The organism is Spirillospora sp. NPDC052242, assembly GCF_040679555.1.
Classification (GTDB): Bacteria; Actinomycetota; Actinomycetes; order Streptosporangiales; family Streptosporangiaceae; genus Spirillospora.
Window position 1 is genome coordinate 63,778 of sequence record NZ_JBFAUZ010000013.1, and the last position, 14,216, is coordinate 77,993.

The following is a 14,216-nucleotide window of genomic DNA, read 5'->3' on the forward strand; positions in this document are numbered from 1 at the left end:
AACATGCGACACCCCCCGGAGCGCGGGACGCGCCGGGCGGGAGTCAGTCGGTGGTGGGGAGGCGGAGGGTGAGGTGGGCGCCGGTGTCGGTGGCGGCGACGGTGAGGGTGCCGCGGTGGGCGTGGGCGATCTCGCGGGCGATGGCGAGGCCGAGGCCGGTGCCGCCGGCGCCGCGGCTGCGGGCGGTGTCGAGGCGGGTGAAGCGCTCGAAGACGCGTTCGCGGTCGGACGGGGGGATGCCGGGGCCGTCGTCGGCGATGGTGAGGAACGCCCACCCGGCGGCGCGGCCCACCTCGACGGTGATGCGGGTGTCGGCGTAGCGCTCGGCGTTGTCGAGGAGGTTGCCGAGGAGCCGGACGAGCTGCATGCGGACGGCCGAGACGGTGACGCCGGGCGCGAGGTCGGTGACGACCTTGTGCGCGGACGTGCGGCGGCGGAGTTCGGCGGCGGCGAGGGCCGCGAGGTCGACCGGTTCGTGGGCGACGGTCCCGCCGGTGCCGATGCGGGCGAGGAGCAGGAGGTCGGTGACGATCGACTCGAGGCGGTCGGTGTCGCGGAGGGCGGACGTCACGACGGCCCGCAGGTCGTTGTCGTCCGGGTGCATGGCGGCGTCCTCGAGGTTGGCGCGCAGGCCGGTGATGGGGGTGCGCAGCTCGTGGGAGGCGTCGGAGGCGAACTGGCGCTGCCGGGCCACGGCCTTCTCGAGGCGGTCGAGGGTGGCGTTGGCGGTGCGGGCGAGCTGGGCGATCTCGTCCTCGCCCGGGGGCTGGGGGACGCGGCGGGACAGGTCGGTGGCGCTGATCTCGGCGAGCTGGGCGCGGATGGCCTCGACGGGGCCGAGGGTGCGGCCGACGACGCGCCAGGTGACCCAGGCGGCGAGGGCGGCGAGGGCGAGGACGCCGAGGGCCAGACCGGCTTCGAGGAGGCCGTTGTGCAGGTGGGCGGGGAGGGGCCGGGCGGCGTAGACGACCGGGGAGTCGGGGGCGGTGCTGACGCGGATGGCCTCGACGACGGCGCAGTCGCGGTTCGGCCAGGAGCCGCGGCATTCGGTGTAGTCGCGGACCCGCATGTGACTGGACGGCCAGAGTGTGCTCACCGGGGGACCGTCCGTAGCGGCGGCGTTCGCGTTCCGGACGCGCCCGCCCGGTTCGACCACCTGCAGGACGACGTCGCCGCGGGTGTCCGGGATGGGGGTGCGGAGGGTGCCGTCGCGGAGGCCGCCGCTGACGCGGCGGGCGTCCGCCTGCGTCTGCCGGAGGAGTTCGGCGCGGACGGTCGTGCGCACGGCGACGTCGACTCCGACGGCGGACGCGCCGAACACCAGGGCCGCGATCACGGCGGCGACGACGGTGTCCCGGGTCCTGATCGACCGGGGGCGCATCCGCAAGGGCCCTCCCATCATCACAGAGTGTCACGTGACCGGGACTTGACCCGCATGCTACCGAGCGGTCACAAATCGGCGGCCCGAAACTCCGCGACGGGTTTTCAGCCCTGCTCAGCGGGACATCCCGTTTTATGACGGTTCCCCCCAGAGCACCAGGGACGGACACATGGGCAGGGACGTGGCCTCGGCCAACATCAGCGGCGAGGATCGGCGGCGGTACAGGGAGAAGGTGCGCAGGTGCCTGGACGTCCTGGCGCGCATGCTGGGCGAGTCCCAGTTCGACTTCCGCCGCCCGCACATCGGCCTGGAGATCGAGCTCAACCTGATCGACGCGGTCGGCGACCCGCTGATGCGCAACGCGGACGTGCTGAAGGCGATCGCCGACCCCGCGTGGGCGACCGAGCTGGGCCAGTTCAACCTGGAGATCAACATCCCGCCGCGGGAGCTGGGCGGGGAGGGCGCGGGGGAGCTGGAGTCGGAGGTCTTCGACCATCTGCTGCACGCGGACGGACGGGCGCAGGAGGTCGGCGGCCGGCTCGTGATGATCGGGATCCTGCCGACGCTGCGGCGCAGCGACATCGGTGAGGAGACGCTGTCGGCCAACGCCCGGTACAAGATGCTGAACGACCAGATCTTCGCGGCGCGGGGCGAGGAGTTCCACATCGCGATCGACGGGGCGGAGCCGCTGCGGATGCACGCGGACAACATCACCCCGGAGGCCGCGTGCACGAGCGTCCAGTTCCATCTGCAGGTGAGCCCGGACCAGTTCGGCGCCTACTGGAACGCGGCGCAGGCGGTGGCGGGCGCGCAGGTGGCGACGGCGGCGAACTCGCCGTTCCTGTTCGGGCACCGGTTGTGGCACGAGTCCCGGATCCGGTTGTTCGAGCAGTCGACGGACACCCGTCCGGACGAGCTGAAGGCGCAGGGCGTCCGGCCGCGGGTGTGGTTCGGGGAGCGCTGGATCACGTCGGTGTTCGACCTGTTCGAGGAGAACACCCGGTATTTCCCCGCGCTGCTGCCGCTGTGCGACGAGGAGGATCCGCTCGCCGTCCTGGACGAGGGCGGCATCCCCCAGCTGGGCGAGCTGGCCCTGCACAACGGGACGATCTACCGCTGGAACCGTCCGATCTACGCGGTGTTCAAGGGGCGCCCGCACCTGCGGGTGGAGAACCGGGTGCTGCCGGCGGGTCCGTCCGCGGCGGACGTGGTGGCGAACGGCGCGTTCTACTACGGCGTGGTCCGGATGCTGGCGGAGGAGGACCGGCCGGTGTGGACGCGGATGTCGTTCACCACCGCGGAGGAGAACCTGCACCGCGCGGCCCGCGACGGCATGGACGCCACGATGTACTGGCCGGGCATGGGCAACGTCCCGGCCGCCGAGCTGGTGCTGCGGCGGCTGCTGCCGCTCGCCTACGAGGGCCTCGACCGGTGGGGCGTCGACCCGGCCCGGCGGGACCGGCTGCTCGGCATCATCGAGCGCCGGTGCGTGACCGGACGGACGGGCGCCGCGTGGCAGATCGAGACCGTGCAGGAGATCGAGCGGTCCGGGACGTCCAGGCACGACGCGCTGCGGATGATGACGCGCGCGTACGCGGCGCACATGCGGGGGAACGAGCCCGTCCACACGTGGCCGATCGGGGCGTGACCCGAGCATCTTCACAACATCCCCACATTTCACCCCCAGGGCCTCCATAGCGGGCTTCTAGAGTCGGGTGCCGTGACAGACCACGGCATCCGCGGGACGGACGTCCCCGCGCAGCGGGTCCTCGTCGTCGAGGACGAACCGACGATCGCCCGCGCGGTCGCGGACCGGCTCGCGGCGGAGGGCTTCGCGGTGGCGACCGCCGCCGACGGCCCCGCCGCCGTCGAGCGCGCCCGCGAGTGGCGGCCGGACCTGATCGTCCTCGACGTCATGCTGCCGGGCTTCGACGGCCTGGAGGTGTGCCGCCGCGTGCAGGCGGAACGTCCCGTCCCGGTGCTGATGCTGACCGCCCGGGACGACGAGACGGACCTGCTCGTGGGCCTCGGCGTCGGCGCCGACGACTACGTGACCAAGCCGTTCAGCATGCGCGAGCTGGTCGCCCGCATCCGCGCGGTGCTGCGCCGGGTGGAGCGTCCGGCGCCGGAGCCGCACGGCGGCGGACCGTCCGGCGAGGCGCGGCGGGCGGAGCCGCTGCGGGTCGGGGACCTGGAGATCGACCCGGAGGCGCGGCGCGTCCGCCGGGACGGCCGCGAGGTGCATCTCACGCCGATCGAGTTCGACCTGCTCGCCTGCCTGGTGCGCAACCGCGGCACCGTCCTGACCCGCGCCGTCCTGCTGGAACGCGTGTGGGACTGGACGGACGCGTCCGGAACCAGGGTCGTCGACAGCCACGTCAAAGCGCTGCGCCGCAAGCTGGGGCAGGGCCTCATCCGCACCGTGCACGGCGTCGGATACGGCCTGGAGGACGCGACATGAGCACGGTGCGGCGGCTGTGGGCGCGGCTGCCCCGGCCGCTGGACCCGCTGCGCTCCATCCGCGTCAAGTTCGGCGTCGTGGTGGTCGTGACCACGTGCGTCGCGGTGCTGACCGTGCTGTGGGGCTATCGGCTGGGCTTCCGGGCGCGGGAGACGCTGCCGGTGACGGTGCTGATCTCGCTCGGTGTCATCCAGCTCATCGCGCACGGCATGACCGCGCCGCTGCGCGCGATGACGGCGGCGGCGCGCGCGATGGCCCGCGGCGACTACAGCCGCCGGGTGCGGACGACGTCCCGCGACGAGGTCGGGGAGCTGGCGGAGGCGTTCAACCGGATGGCCGCCGACCTCGCGGAGGTCGAGCGGCAGCGCCGCGAGTTCGTCGCGAACGTCTCGCACGAGCTGCGCACCCCGATCAGCGCGCTGCGGGCCGTGCTGGAGAACGTCGCGGACGGCGTCACCCCCGCGTCGCCCGAGGTGCTGGAGTCGGCGCTCGACCAGACCGAGCGGCTCGGCCGGCTCGTCACGCAGCTCCTCGAACTGTCCCGCGCGGAGGCGGGCGCGACGCCGCTCGACCCGGCCCGGATGGACGCCGCCGCGTTCGTCGACGACGTCGTCGCGGAGGCCGCCGCGGGGCACCCGGACGCCGTGTTCGAGACCGACGTCCAGCCCGGCCTGCGGGCCGTCGCGGACCGCGACCGGCTGCACCAGATCGTCGCGAACCTGCTGGACAACGCCGTCCGGCACGGCCCGGCGGGCACGCCCGTCACACTCACCGCCCGCGCCGCGGGCCCGTCCGGCGGCCTCGTCGTGGAGGTCGCCGACGAGGGTCCCGGCATCCCGCCCGAGGAGCGGGCGCGGGTGTTCGAACGCTTCTCGCGCGGCGCCGCGTCCGGCCCGCGCGCCGGAACGCCCGGTGGCGGCACCGGGCTCGGTCTCGCCATCGCCCGCTGGGCGACCGACCTGCACGGCGGCGAGATCACCGTCCTCGACGTCCCCGCCGGCTGCCGCATCCGCGTCGTCATCCCCCCGAACCCCGGAGGTTCCGCATGACCGATACGCCGGTGTCGTTGCAGAAAACACCCTCGGCCCCGCCGCCCGCGCCGCGGGTGCCGCGCGTGCACGGGCCGGTGCCGCCGCCGTATTTCGTCAAGCCGACGAAGCTGCAGCGGATGTACCGGCGCTGGAAGCAGCCGGAGCCGCTGCGCCCCGCGTTCGTCGCGGCGACGGCCGGGGCGGGCCTGGTCGGCGCGCCGGCGCTCGGCCCGATGATGCTGGAGAACTCCTACGGCGTGGGCCTGCCGGTCGTCGCCGTCGCCGTCGCGGCCGTCGCCGCCGCGGCCGCGCAGCGCGCCGGACGGCTGGTGGCGCCCGCGACGCGCCGGCGCCGGGGCGTCCGCCGCGTCAACCTCACCGCGGTCGCGTTCGCGCTGCTCTCGCTCGCCCTGGTCGCGACGGTCGCGGTGCGCGACGCCGACTGGATCACGACGCTCGCGCTGCTGCTCGCCATGCCGGTCGCCTCGTACGCGGCGGCGGGCGGACGGTCGTGGGTGGAGCTGATCGGCGGCGGCCTCGCGTACCCGTTCAGCACCCTGCGGATGCTGCCGTGGGCGGCGCGCGGCGTGGGCCGCGCGGCGTCGTCGGGGCGCGGCGTGACCTGGCCCGTCATCCGCACCGGGCTGATCGCGGCCGGGCTGCTGCTGGTGTTCGGCGCGCTCTTCGCGGGGGCGGACGCGGCGTTCGGCGACCTCGCGGCCGGGCTGATCCCGGACGTCTCGGGCGGCAGCACGTTCGTCTACACGTTCGCGTTCGTCACCACGATGCTCGCCGCGCTCGCGGGCGTCCACCTCGCGCAGGCGCCGCCGCCGCTGCACCTGCTCACCCCGCCGCGCCCCGCCCCCGCCGGGCGCTGGTCGTGGATCGTCCCGATCGCCGCGCTCGACCTGCTGTTCCTCGCCTTCTGCGCCGTCCAGGCCCGGGTGTTCCTCGCCGCCGACAAGGACGCGCTGCTCGCCGAGACCGGCCTCACCTACGCCGAGTACGCGCGGCAGGGCTTCTTCCAGCTCGTGGTGGTGACGGTGCTCGTGATCGCCGTCATCGCGCTGGCGATGACGTGGGCCCCGTCGGCCGCGCGCGCCGACCGGGTGAGCGTCCGGGTCCTGCTCGGGCTGCTGTGCGCGCTGACGCTGGTGGTCGTCGCGGTCGCGCTGCGGCGCCTGTACCTGTACGAGGAGGCGTTCGGCTGGACGCGGCTGCGGCTGTGGGTGCACGCGTTCGAGATGTGGCTCGGGCTCGTCGTGGTGCTCGGCGCGGTCGGCGCGGTGTTCGGGTACCGCCGCTCGCTGCTCCCGCGCGCGATCGCGGCCAGCGGTGCCGCGTCGCTGCTGGCGCTCGCCGCGATCAACCCGGACGCCTTCATCGCGGAGCGGAACGTCGACCGGTTCGAGGCGACCGGCAAGATCGACGTGCTGTACCTGCGGAACCTGTCGGCCGACGCCGTCCCGGCGCTGGACCGCCTCCCGGAGCCGCAGCGGTCGTGCGCCCTCCGGCAGATCGCCGGGAACCTGGAGGAGGACGAGCCGGCGACGGCCGCGAACCTGGCGCGCGCCCGCGCCCGCGACCTCCTGGCCGACAGCCCGGTGAACGTCCACACCAGCGGCTACGACGTCTGCTACCAGATGACGAACCCCTACGCCCCGTCCCGGACGGAATCGCCGGGGTACTGACCGCCTGAGCACCGAGGGCCGGAAGGCCGAAGGCAGCGGGCGCCGTTCCGGGAGCGGCGCCCCCTTTCACGCGCCACAATTTGAACCATGGTACAAGTAGTACGATAGTTCAACTACTGATGGCGGGGTGGGACGGGCATGGAACGATCGGCGCGCGCCGGATGGCGCGAGTGGGGTGGTCTGGCGCTGCTGGCGCTGCCGACCATGCTGCTCGGGCTCGATGTGACGGCGCTCTACCTCGTCGTCCCGAACCTGGCCGCGGACCTCGATCCGACCGCGGCGGAGACCCTGTGGATCATGGACGCCTACGGCTTCCTCATCGCGGGCCTCCTCATCACGATGGGGACCCTGGGCGACCGGATCGGACGGCGCCGGCTGCTGATGATCGGGATGGCGGCGTTCGGCGCGACCTCGGTCTTCGCGGCGTTCGCGCCCAGTGCGCCATGGCTGATCGTGGCGCGCGCACTGCTCGGGGCGGCCGGCGCCACCCTCATGCCCTCCACGCTGTCGCTGATCGGCACCATGTTCACCGACGTCCGGCAGCGGGCCCTGGCGATCGGCGTGTGGGCGACGATGTTCGCCCTCGGGATGGCGGCGGGCCCGATCGCGGGCGGGGCGCTGGTCTCGGCCTTCTGGTGGGGAGCGGTCTTCCTCATCGCCGTGCCGGTCGCCGCGCTGGTGCTGGCCGGCGCGCCGGCGCTGCTGCCGGAGTACCGGACCCGCGCCGGCCGTATCGACCTGCCGAGCGTCGGGTCGTCCCTGGCGGCGATGCTGGCGCTCGTCTACGCGATCAAGCACGCGGCCGCCCACGGCGTCGACCTCCGGGCGGCGGCCGCCGTCCTCGTCGGCGGCGGCGCCGCGGTCGCGTTCGTCCGCCGCCAGCTGCGCCTGAGCGAACCGCTGCTGGACATGAAGCTCTTCACCGGCCGGGCCTTCTCCGCCGCTCTCGGCGTCCTGCTGATCGGCCTGGTCGGTTTCGGCGGGGTGATGTTCCTGGTCACCCAGTACCTCCAGCTCGTCGAGGGGCTCACGCCGACGAGGGCCGGGCTGCTGATGGGGCCGCCCGCCCTGGCCATGCTCGTCGGAGCCATCGGCGCCCCTCTCGTGGCCGGCCGGGTGTCGCCCGGGATCGTCATGTCCGCCACGTTGGCGCTGTCGCTGTCCGGATACGCCCTTCTCGCCCTGGCGGGAACCGGCGACGTGCCGAGCGTGATCGCCGGGTTCGCGTTCGTCTACCTCGGTCTCGGGGTCATCGCCGCGCTCGGCACCGACATCGTCGTGGGCTCGGCGCCGGCGGAGAGGTCCGGGTCGGCGGCCGCGCTCTCCGAGACCGTCCAGGAACTCGGCATCGCGGTGGGGGTCGCGCTCCTGGGCAGCCTCACCACGGTGATCTACCGGAGCACGGTCGAGGTACCGGCCGGGCTGTCCCCGGCCGCGGCCGAAGCCTACGGCGACAGCCTCTCCGGAGCCTCGTCCCTCGCGGCCGGGTCGCCCGCCTGGGCGCTCGACCCCGCGCGGACCGCGTTCACCGGCGGCCTCAACACCGCCGCCGTGGTGGCGGGCCTCGCCGTGGCGGCCGCGTCCCTGGCCTGCTTCGCGACACTGCGGCACCTCCGGCCGCTCGGCGACGCCGGCCGCCACGCGGAGCCGGTAGCCTCGACGAGCAGGAGCGACGATGACCGGTGAGCGGGATGACGGCGGCTGAACACGACACTCTCGACGGGCGCAGGCTGCGCGGCCGGCGTCGCCGGGCCCAGATCATCGAGGCGACGCTCGCGGTCGTCCGCCGCGACGGCGCCGCCGGCGTCACCCACCGCACCGTCGCCAAGGAGGCGGGGATCACCACCAGCCTGACCCTCTACTACTTCGCGACCTTGGACGACCTGCTGATCGCCGCCCTGACCAGCGTCACGGACGAGTACACCCGCCGCATCCGGGAACTCATCGAGTCCGACGACGACCCCGTCGACGGGCTCGCCCGGCTCATCGCCGAATCCGCCGGGGAGGGCCGGGAGCGCGCACTCGCCGAACGGGAACTGTCGACCCTCGCGGCCCGCCGGCCCGTCCTGCGGCCGGCCGCACGGCGCTGGCGCGACAACGTCGCGGAACTCGCCCGGACGCGAACCGACGATCCCGACGCGATCGAAGCCTTCGTCGCCCTGTCCGACGGCCTGTGCACGGCCATCCTCCTCGACGACGGGGAGGCCGACCCCGCCCACATCCGCGCGGTACTCGGCAAGGCGCTGCAGCGAACCCGCTGACCGCCCGGACGCCGCCCGGACGTCAGTCCGCCGGGAGGGCGTCGATGGTGAGGAGGGCGTAGGCGGCGAGGGTTGAGTCGTCGGTGATCAGGCCGCGCGCGACGAGCTCGCGGAACTCGGCGCGCGACACCCACCGCTGCCGCATGTCCTGCTCCTCGACCTCCCGGTCCGGCTCGCCGGGCGTCAGGTCGGTCGCGTGGAACACCGTGAAGCCCTGGCCGCTCGTGCCGTGCGCGCAGTTCAGGTAGCCGATGCGGCGCAGCCGTCCGGCGGTGAACCCGGTCTCCTCGGCCAGCTCCCGGCGGGCCAGCTCCGCGGGCTCGACCTCCGCGCGGCCGGGGGCCGACCCCTGCGGGAAGTTCCACGTCCGGCGGCCGATCGGGTAGCGGTACTCCTCCACCATGTGGAAGCCGCCGTTCTCCTCCGGGACGACCAGCACGAAGTCGGGCTTGTCGACGACGCCGTAGATGCCGCGCGAGCCGTCGAGGCGCTCGATCTCGTCCTCGCGGACGACCATCCACGGGTTCTCGTACACGACGCGCGACGCGATCCGGCGGACGGCGGGGCGCCCGCCGTCCGTCACGTCGCGGTCATGGAGGTCGGACATGTCAGACTCCCGCCCCGTATCGGTAGATGAGTTCGTGCCGGTGGCCCACCACCACCCGGTGGGTCACCTCGACCACCCGGTCGTCCTGGTCGTACGCGCGGCGCCACAGCGTCAGCACCGGCTGCTCCGGGCCGATCTCCAGCACCTCCTGCTCCTCCGCGCGCGGCAGCCGGCAGGTCACCGTCTCCTCGAACACGATCGCGAGGCCCGCCTCCTCCAGCCGCGAGTAGATCCCGCCGGGCCCGGTGTCGACCTCCCGCAGGACGGGGATCCGCTCGACGACGTCGAGCGGCACCCAGGTCGTCGCGGTCTGCACGGGCGGCTCGCCCTCGACGCCCTGGACGCGGGCGCGCCGCAGCAGCCGCGTCCCGGCGGGCACCGCGAGGCGCCGCGCGAGCCGCGCGTCCGCGACGACCTCGGCGACGTCCGTCCGGGTGAAGGGGGTGCGGCCGGAGCCCTGCGCGGACACGTGGAAGCCGCGCCAGCCGCCGACCTGCCGGGTGATGTCGGACGCCGCGCGGCGGATCCGCCCGGCGGTGCGGACCTGCACCCCCGAGCCGTGCTCGACGCGGACGAGGCCCTGGTCGGCGAGCATCCGCAGCGCCCGGCGGACGGTGGAGCGGTCGGCGCCGAACTCGCGGGCGAGCTCCCGTTCGGAGGGCAGCCACGCGCCCGGGTCGAGCTCGCCCTCGACGATCCGGGCGGCCAGCGCACTGGTGATCGCTTGCGCCTTCGTGGGGGGTCGCGGCATACCAGATCCTGCTCCGAACTGCGTACGTCGATCTCACGATCTCACACCGCGTCGGGGCACGGGGCCGGTACCGTCAGGCTCACCTTGCCCCGGCGCCACGTCGGGCACCGCGACAATCTCGGTCCGTGTTCTGCCGAACACGTTGTGACACGGGCCCCGGCGGCCTACGGTAGTCCTACCATAGGCCGACCAAGGAGTCCGCGGTGATGTCGGTGTCCATGTGCATGCCCGGCTGGCACAGCGAACGCTCGGACCGTGGCCTGCGCGCCACCCGGGTGACGCCCTTGACGGACTACCAGCTGCTGAACGGCTGCCTGGAGGAGATCGTCGCCCTCGACGAGGGCGAGCTGTGGCTGCTGTGCGACGCGCAGACCCGGCTGGCGGAGCGGGTCGCCACCGCCGAGCGGCTGCGGTTCAGGTCCGCCGGAAGCTGACGACCTCGCCGCTGTCCCCCACCGCGGCCTTCGCGGGCGGGATCAGGTGCTCGCCCGGCCCCGCCGCCAGCAGCGCGCGGGCGCGCAGCACGATCTCGAGGTCGAACCGCAGGTCCGGGTCGAGGAGCTGGTCACCGAACAGCTCCTCGAGCTGCCGCAGCCGGTACCGGACGGTCTGCGGGTGCACGTGCAGGCGCATCGCGACCTCGTTGGCGTTGCGGCCCGACTGCAGCCACGCCAGCAGCGTCTCGGCGAGCCGGTCCTGCTGGGACGGCCGCAGGTGCGCGAGCGGCGCGAGCCGCAGGTCCGCGAGCGCCGTGGTGAGCCCCTCGTCCTGGAACAGGATCAGCGTGGACATGTGCTCCACGCTCCGCACCACCCCGTCGCCCTCGATGACGCCGCGCTGCACCAGGCACAGCGTCTTGCGGGCCCACTGGAACGAGCGGCCCGCCTCCATGACCGGGACGGTCGGGCCGACGACGGCCGGGGTCCCGGCGAGCGCCCGGTCGACGAGCTTCGCACGGCCGGGGCCGTCCGGGTCCGGGATGATCAGGCTGGGGGTGCGGCGGGTCAGGTCGGCGAGCACGTCGGGCGGGAACGCCGTCTTGCGGTCGTCGCGGACCTGCCGGCCCAGCGCGACCGCCGCGACCGTCCGGGGCAGCGGCCAGTGCGCCGCCGCCGCGAGGTCCGCGACGGCCTCCGCCCCGGCCGGCGGGTCGGCGAACAGCAGGTCGAGCAGCCGCTTGCGGCGCCGCTGCATCTCCCCGGCCACCTCGGCCTTGGCCTGGGAGAAGCCCTCCGCCGCCGCGTGCGCCAGCTCGTCCTGGAACAGCATCAGCGCCTCGCCGACCGCGCCCAGCGTGCGGGGCTGGACGCGCAGCGCCTCGGCCCCCTCGGTGATACGGCGCCACGCGATCATGCCGCCGACCCGCATCGCGGTCTGCATGGCGTCGAGGCTGCGGCCCTCGCCGGCCTCGCCCCGCCCGATGGCGCGGAAGAAGTCGGTCACGGACGCGGGCTCGTGCTCCGGATCCGCCACCCGGTCGACGAAGTAGTGCAGCACGCGCTCCACGGCCTGCCGCAGGGTGCCCGAGTAGGCCCCGTCGCCCGGCCGGTCGTACTCGCGGACCCGCGTCTGGATCTCCTGCATCATGTCGTCCGCCACCTCGTCGAGGTGCGGCCGCATGTGATCGGCCAACTCCCTGGGCAGATCCGCCCAGGGTCGACCGGTGGCGCTCGAACCGTCGTCCGACACGTACCCTCCCCGCCGCTCGGTTCCCCTGCGTTCCGCGCCACACACACGGGGTAATTACCTACTTATGAGACCAGTGTGAGGCAAATCATGACCCGCCGACCGGCCAGGGCGAAAGTCTAGGTCGACATCCGACCAGAACCGGCCGCCCCTCCCGACGACTTCTCACATCTCCGCAGCGTCCGCCGACGATCACTTTGAGTGAACGCCCCTCTGATAGCATTCGATGCATATAGCGTCCAATGCATGGGCCTCTACGATGTCGAGATCGAGCCGGAGATCATGGAATGGCTGGACTCGCTCACCGACCGCGAGTACGGCCGTGTCGAACAGTTCGTCGAGATCCTCGCGGAGAACGCCGAAACGTTGGGCGAGCCGTGGTCGCGGCATCTGGGCGGCGGGCTGCGCGAACTCCGCATCCATCTGTATCCGCGTCAAGCGCGCATCACCTACTGGCTCGCACCAGGCAGGCGGGTCATCCTGCTCACGGTGTTCTACAAGACTCAAGACCGCGAGGTCGCGGAGATCGAGCGTGCGGAGCGGGCCATGAAGGTGTGCCGGGACGAGCACGGCCATGCACGGACGGACTACATCAGGGAGGTGTGAGGCAATGGGAGAGCAGCAGAGCCCCCATGCGCGCTGGGTGCCGGGCGCGGGCCGCGACAACGACGAGGTCCGCGCCGGGCGGGAGGAGGCCCGCATCGCCTTCGAGCTCGGGAACGCCGTCAGGGAACGGCGCCAGGCCATGGGCTGGTCGCAGGCCGAGCTCGCCCGGAGGGCGGGGATGACGCAGCCCGCCCTCTCCAGGTTGGAGGCGGGCGGCCCCACCCCGACCATCGGGGTGCTCGACCGCATCGCCCATGCGCTCGGGGCCAAGCTGACCGTGAAGTTCACCGACGCCGCCTGAGACCCGCGGTCGCGCGGGCGGGAGCGAGGGACCGGGCGGCGCGTGGGGGAGGGTACGCCGCCCGGGCCTCGGGGGGACGTGCGGGAGGGTCAGCGGCGGAAGCGGTTCAGGTTGTCCTCGCCGATGCGCTCGCGCATCGCGGGGTCGTCGACGCCCTGGCCCTCGGCGGTCGCGCCGCACAGGACCGCGACCTTCCCGACGTGCGCGTTCGTCTGGACGGCCCGGGTCGCCTCGCCGGCCTCGTCGAGGTCGTACACCTTCGACAGGGTCGGGTGGATCATGCCGAGCGAGATCAGCCGGTTGATCTCGACGGCCTCGTGGTAGTTGAAGCCGTGCGAGCCGATGATGCTCTTCAGCCGCATCCACAGGAAGCGGTTGTCGTACTCGTGCCGGTAGCCGGTCGACGAGCCGCACGTGACGATCCGGCCGCCGCGCTTGGCGACGTAGACGGACGCGCCGAACGTCTCGCGGCCGAGGTACTCGAACACGATCCCCGGGTCCTCGCCGACGAGGGAGCGGATCGCCTCACCGAGGATGCGGCCCGCCTTCGGGTTGCGCAGGCCCTGCTCGCCGAGATTCAGCTCGCTGCGGTTGATGATGTGCTCGCAGCCCTGCGACCGGACGATGTCGGCCTTCTCCTGCGACGACACCACCGCGACCGGGATGCCGCCGCCGTTGCGGACGAGCTGCGTCGCGTACGAGCCGAGCCCGCCCGTCGCGCCCCAGATCAGGACGACGTCGCCCTGCTTCATCCGCGCCCCGTGCGACCCGACGAGCATCCGGTACGCGGTCGCCGCGCACAGGATGTTCGAGCCCGCCTCCTCCCACGTGAGGTGCTTCGGCTTGCGGATGAGCTGGTTCGCCTTGACGATGCAGTACTCGCCGAGGGACCCGAAGTTCGTCTCGAAGCCCCACGCGAGCTGGCTCTCGCTCATCATGCCGTCGTCGTAGGACCCGTGGTCCTCCTCGTCCACGAAGAACGGGGACAGGACGACCTTGTCGCCGACCTTCCAGTTCCGGACGCCCTCGCCGGTGCGGACGACGACGCCGGAGCCGTCCGAGCCGAGGATGTGGTACGGCAGGTCGTGCCGGGCGCCGTACCAGCCCTGGCGGCCGAACTTCTCCAGGAACGCGAACGTCGGGACCGGTTCGAAGATCGCCGACCAGACGGTGTTGAAGTTGATCGCCGCGGACATCACCGCGACCACGCACTCGTCCGGGGCGAGCTCGGGCATCTCGACCTCGTCCACGTGCAGCGAGCGGCGCACGTCCTTGTCGGTCTCGCCTTCGAAGATCCCGACCTCGTCCTTGCGCGTGAACGCGGCGCGGAAGCGGGTCGGAAGGTCGATCTCCTGCAGCTCGGGGCCGCTGGCGCCGTTGCGGACGGCGTCGAGAAGCGGGTGGGACGAGCCGGGCTGAGCCATGGGTGTCCTCCGTGGA

Annotated in this window: 14 protein-coding genes; 9 read left to right on the forward strand and 5 right to left on the reverse strand. The window is 73.3% G+C overall.

What is annotated here, in order from left to right:
* Positions 1-43 precede the first annotated feature (43 nt).
* Positions 44-1,381 (reverse strand): sensor histidine kinase, encoded by a 1,338-nt coding sequence (locus AB0L25_RS13180; protein ID WP_500171747.1) that lies wholly within the window; start codon positions 1,379-1,381, stop codon positions 44-46.
* 169 nt (positions 1,382-1,550) lie between these two features.
* On the opposite strand from AB0L25_RS13180, the gene AB0L25_RS13185 reads away from it, so the two are divergent.
* The 6 genes from AB0L25_RS13185 to AB0L25_RS13210 all read left to right on the forward strand — a co-directional run bounded on the left by AB0L25_RS13185 (position 1,551) and on the right by AB0L25_RS13210 (position 8,825).
* Complete coding sequence (locus tag AB0L25_RS13185) at positions 1,551-3,029, forward strand: glutamate-cysteine ligase family protein (protein WP_500171598.1); 1,479 nt, start codon at positions 1,551-1,553, stop codon at positions 3,027-3,029.
* Positions 3,030-3,101: 72 nt separating this feature from the next.
* A complete protein-coding gene (locus tag AB0L25_RS13190) occupies positions 3,102-3,842 on the forward strand; it encodes a response regulator transcription factor (RefSeq protein ID WP_500171599.1) in 741 nt (246 codons plus the stop codon).
* The gene (locus AB0L25_RS13195; RefSeq protein WP_500171601.1) at positions 3,839-4,891 is read left to right on the forward strand and encodes a HAMP domain-containing sensor histidine kinase; all 1,053 of its coding nucleotides are present in this window, start codon (positions 3,839-3,841) and stop codon (positions 4,889-4,891) included. The genes AB0L25_RS13190 and AB0L25_RS13195 overlap by 4 nt, the downstream gene beginning before the upstream one ends.
* Complete coding sequence (locus tag AB0L25_RS13200) at positions 4,888-6,564, forward strand: DUF4153 domain-containing protein (RefSeq protein ID WP_500171602.1); 1,677 nt, start codon at positions 4,888-4,890, stop codon at positions 6,562-6,564. Before AB0L25_RS13195 ends, AB0L25_RS13200 begins: the two co-directional genes overlap by 4 nt.
* 138 nt (positions 6,565-6,702) lie before the next feature.
* Positions 6,703-8,250 (forward strand): MFS transporter, encoded by a 1,548-nt coding sequence (locus AB0L25_RS13205; RefSeq protein WP_500171603.1) that lies wholly within the window; start codon positions 6,703-6,705, stop codon positions 8,248-8,250.
* A gap of 5 nt (positions 8,251-8,255) precedes the next feature.
* Entirely contained in the window at positions 8,256-8,825 is a 570-nt protein-coding gene (locus AB0L25_RS13210; RefSeq protein ID WP_500171605.1) for a TetR/AcrR family transcriptional regulator, read from the forward strand.
* Between the two features lie 22 nt (positions 8,826-8,847).
* Here AB0L25_RS13210 and AB0L25_RS13215 read toward each other — a convergent pair whose 3' ends face one another.
* Together AB0L25_RS13215 and AB0L25_RS13220 are read right to left on the reverse strand one after the other, a co-directional pair.
* On the reverse strand, positions 8,848-9,432 hold the full coding sequence (locus AB0L25_RS13215; protein WP_500171607.1) for an NUDIX domain-containing protein: 585 nt from the start codon (positions 9,430-9,432) through the stop codon (positions 8,848-8,850).
* Position 9,433: 1 nt separating this feature from the next.
* A complete protein-coding gene (locus AB0L25_RS13220) occupies positions 9,434-10,183 on the reverse strand; it encodes a GntR family transcriptional regulator (protein WP_500171609.1) in 750 nt (249 codons plus the stop codon).
* Between the two features lie 206 nt (positions 10,184-10,389).
* On the opposite strand from AB0L25_RS13220, the gene AB0L25_RS13225 reads away from it, so the two are divergent.
* Entirely contained in the window at positions 10,390-10,617 is a 228-nt protein-coding gene (locus AB0L25_RS13225; RefSeq protein WP_378303633.1) for a hypothetical protein, read from the forward strand.
* Here the strand turns inward: AB0L25_RS13225 and AB0L25_RS13230 are convergent.
* Positions 10,598-11,917, reverse strand: a complete 1,320-nt coding sequence (locus tag AB0L25_RS13230) for a PucR-like N-terminal domain-containing protein (RefSeq protein WP_500171610.1) — start codon at positions 11,915-11,917, stop codon at positions 10,598-10,600. The genes AB0L25_RS13225 and AB0L25_RS13230 overlap by 20 nt on opposite strands.
* Positions 11,918-12,115: 198 nt before the next feature.
* Between AB0L25_RS13230 and AB0L25_RS13235 the strand changes: the two genes are divergently transcribed.
* Positions 12,116-12,475 carry a type II toxin-antitoxin system RelE/ParE family toxin gene (locus AB0L25_RS13235; protein ID WP_500171612.1) on the forward strand — a complete coding sequence of 120 codons (360 nt, stop codon included), beginning with the start codon at positions 12,116-12,118 and terminating at the stop codon, positions 12,473-12,475.
* A 4-nt stretch (positions 12,476-12,479) separates the two neighbouring features.
* Positions 12,480-12,776 carry a helix-turn-helix domain-containing protein gene (locus tag AB0L25_RS13240; RefSeq protein WP_500171614.1) on the forward strand — a complete coding sequence of 99 codons (297 nt, stop codon included), beginning with the start codon at positions 12,480-12,482 and terminating at the stop codon, positions 12,774-12,776.
* A gap of 89 nt (positions 12,777-12,865) precedes the next feature.
* Here AB0L25_RS13240 and ccrA read toward each other — a convergent pair whose 3' ends face one another.
* Positions 12,866-14,200 (reverse strand): crotonyl-CoA carboxylase/reductase, encoded by a 1,335-nt coding sequence (gene ccrA / locus AB0L25_RS13245; RefSeq protein WP_500171616.1) that lies wholly within the window; start codon positions 14,198-14,200, stop codon positions 12,866-12,868.
* Positions 14,201-14,216 lie beyond the last annotated feature (16 nt).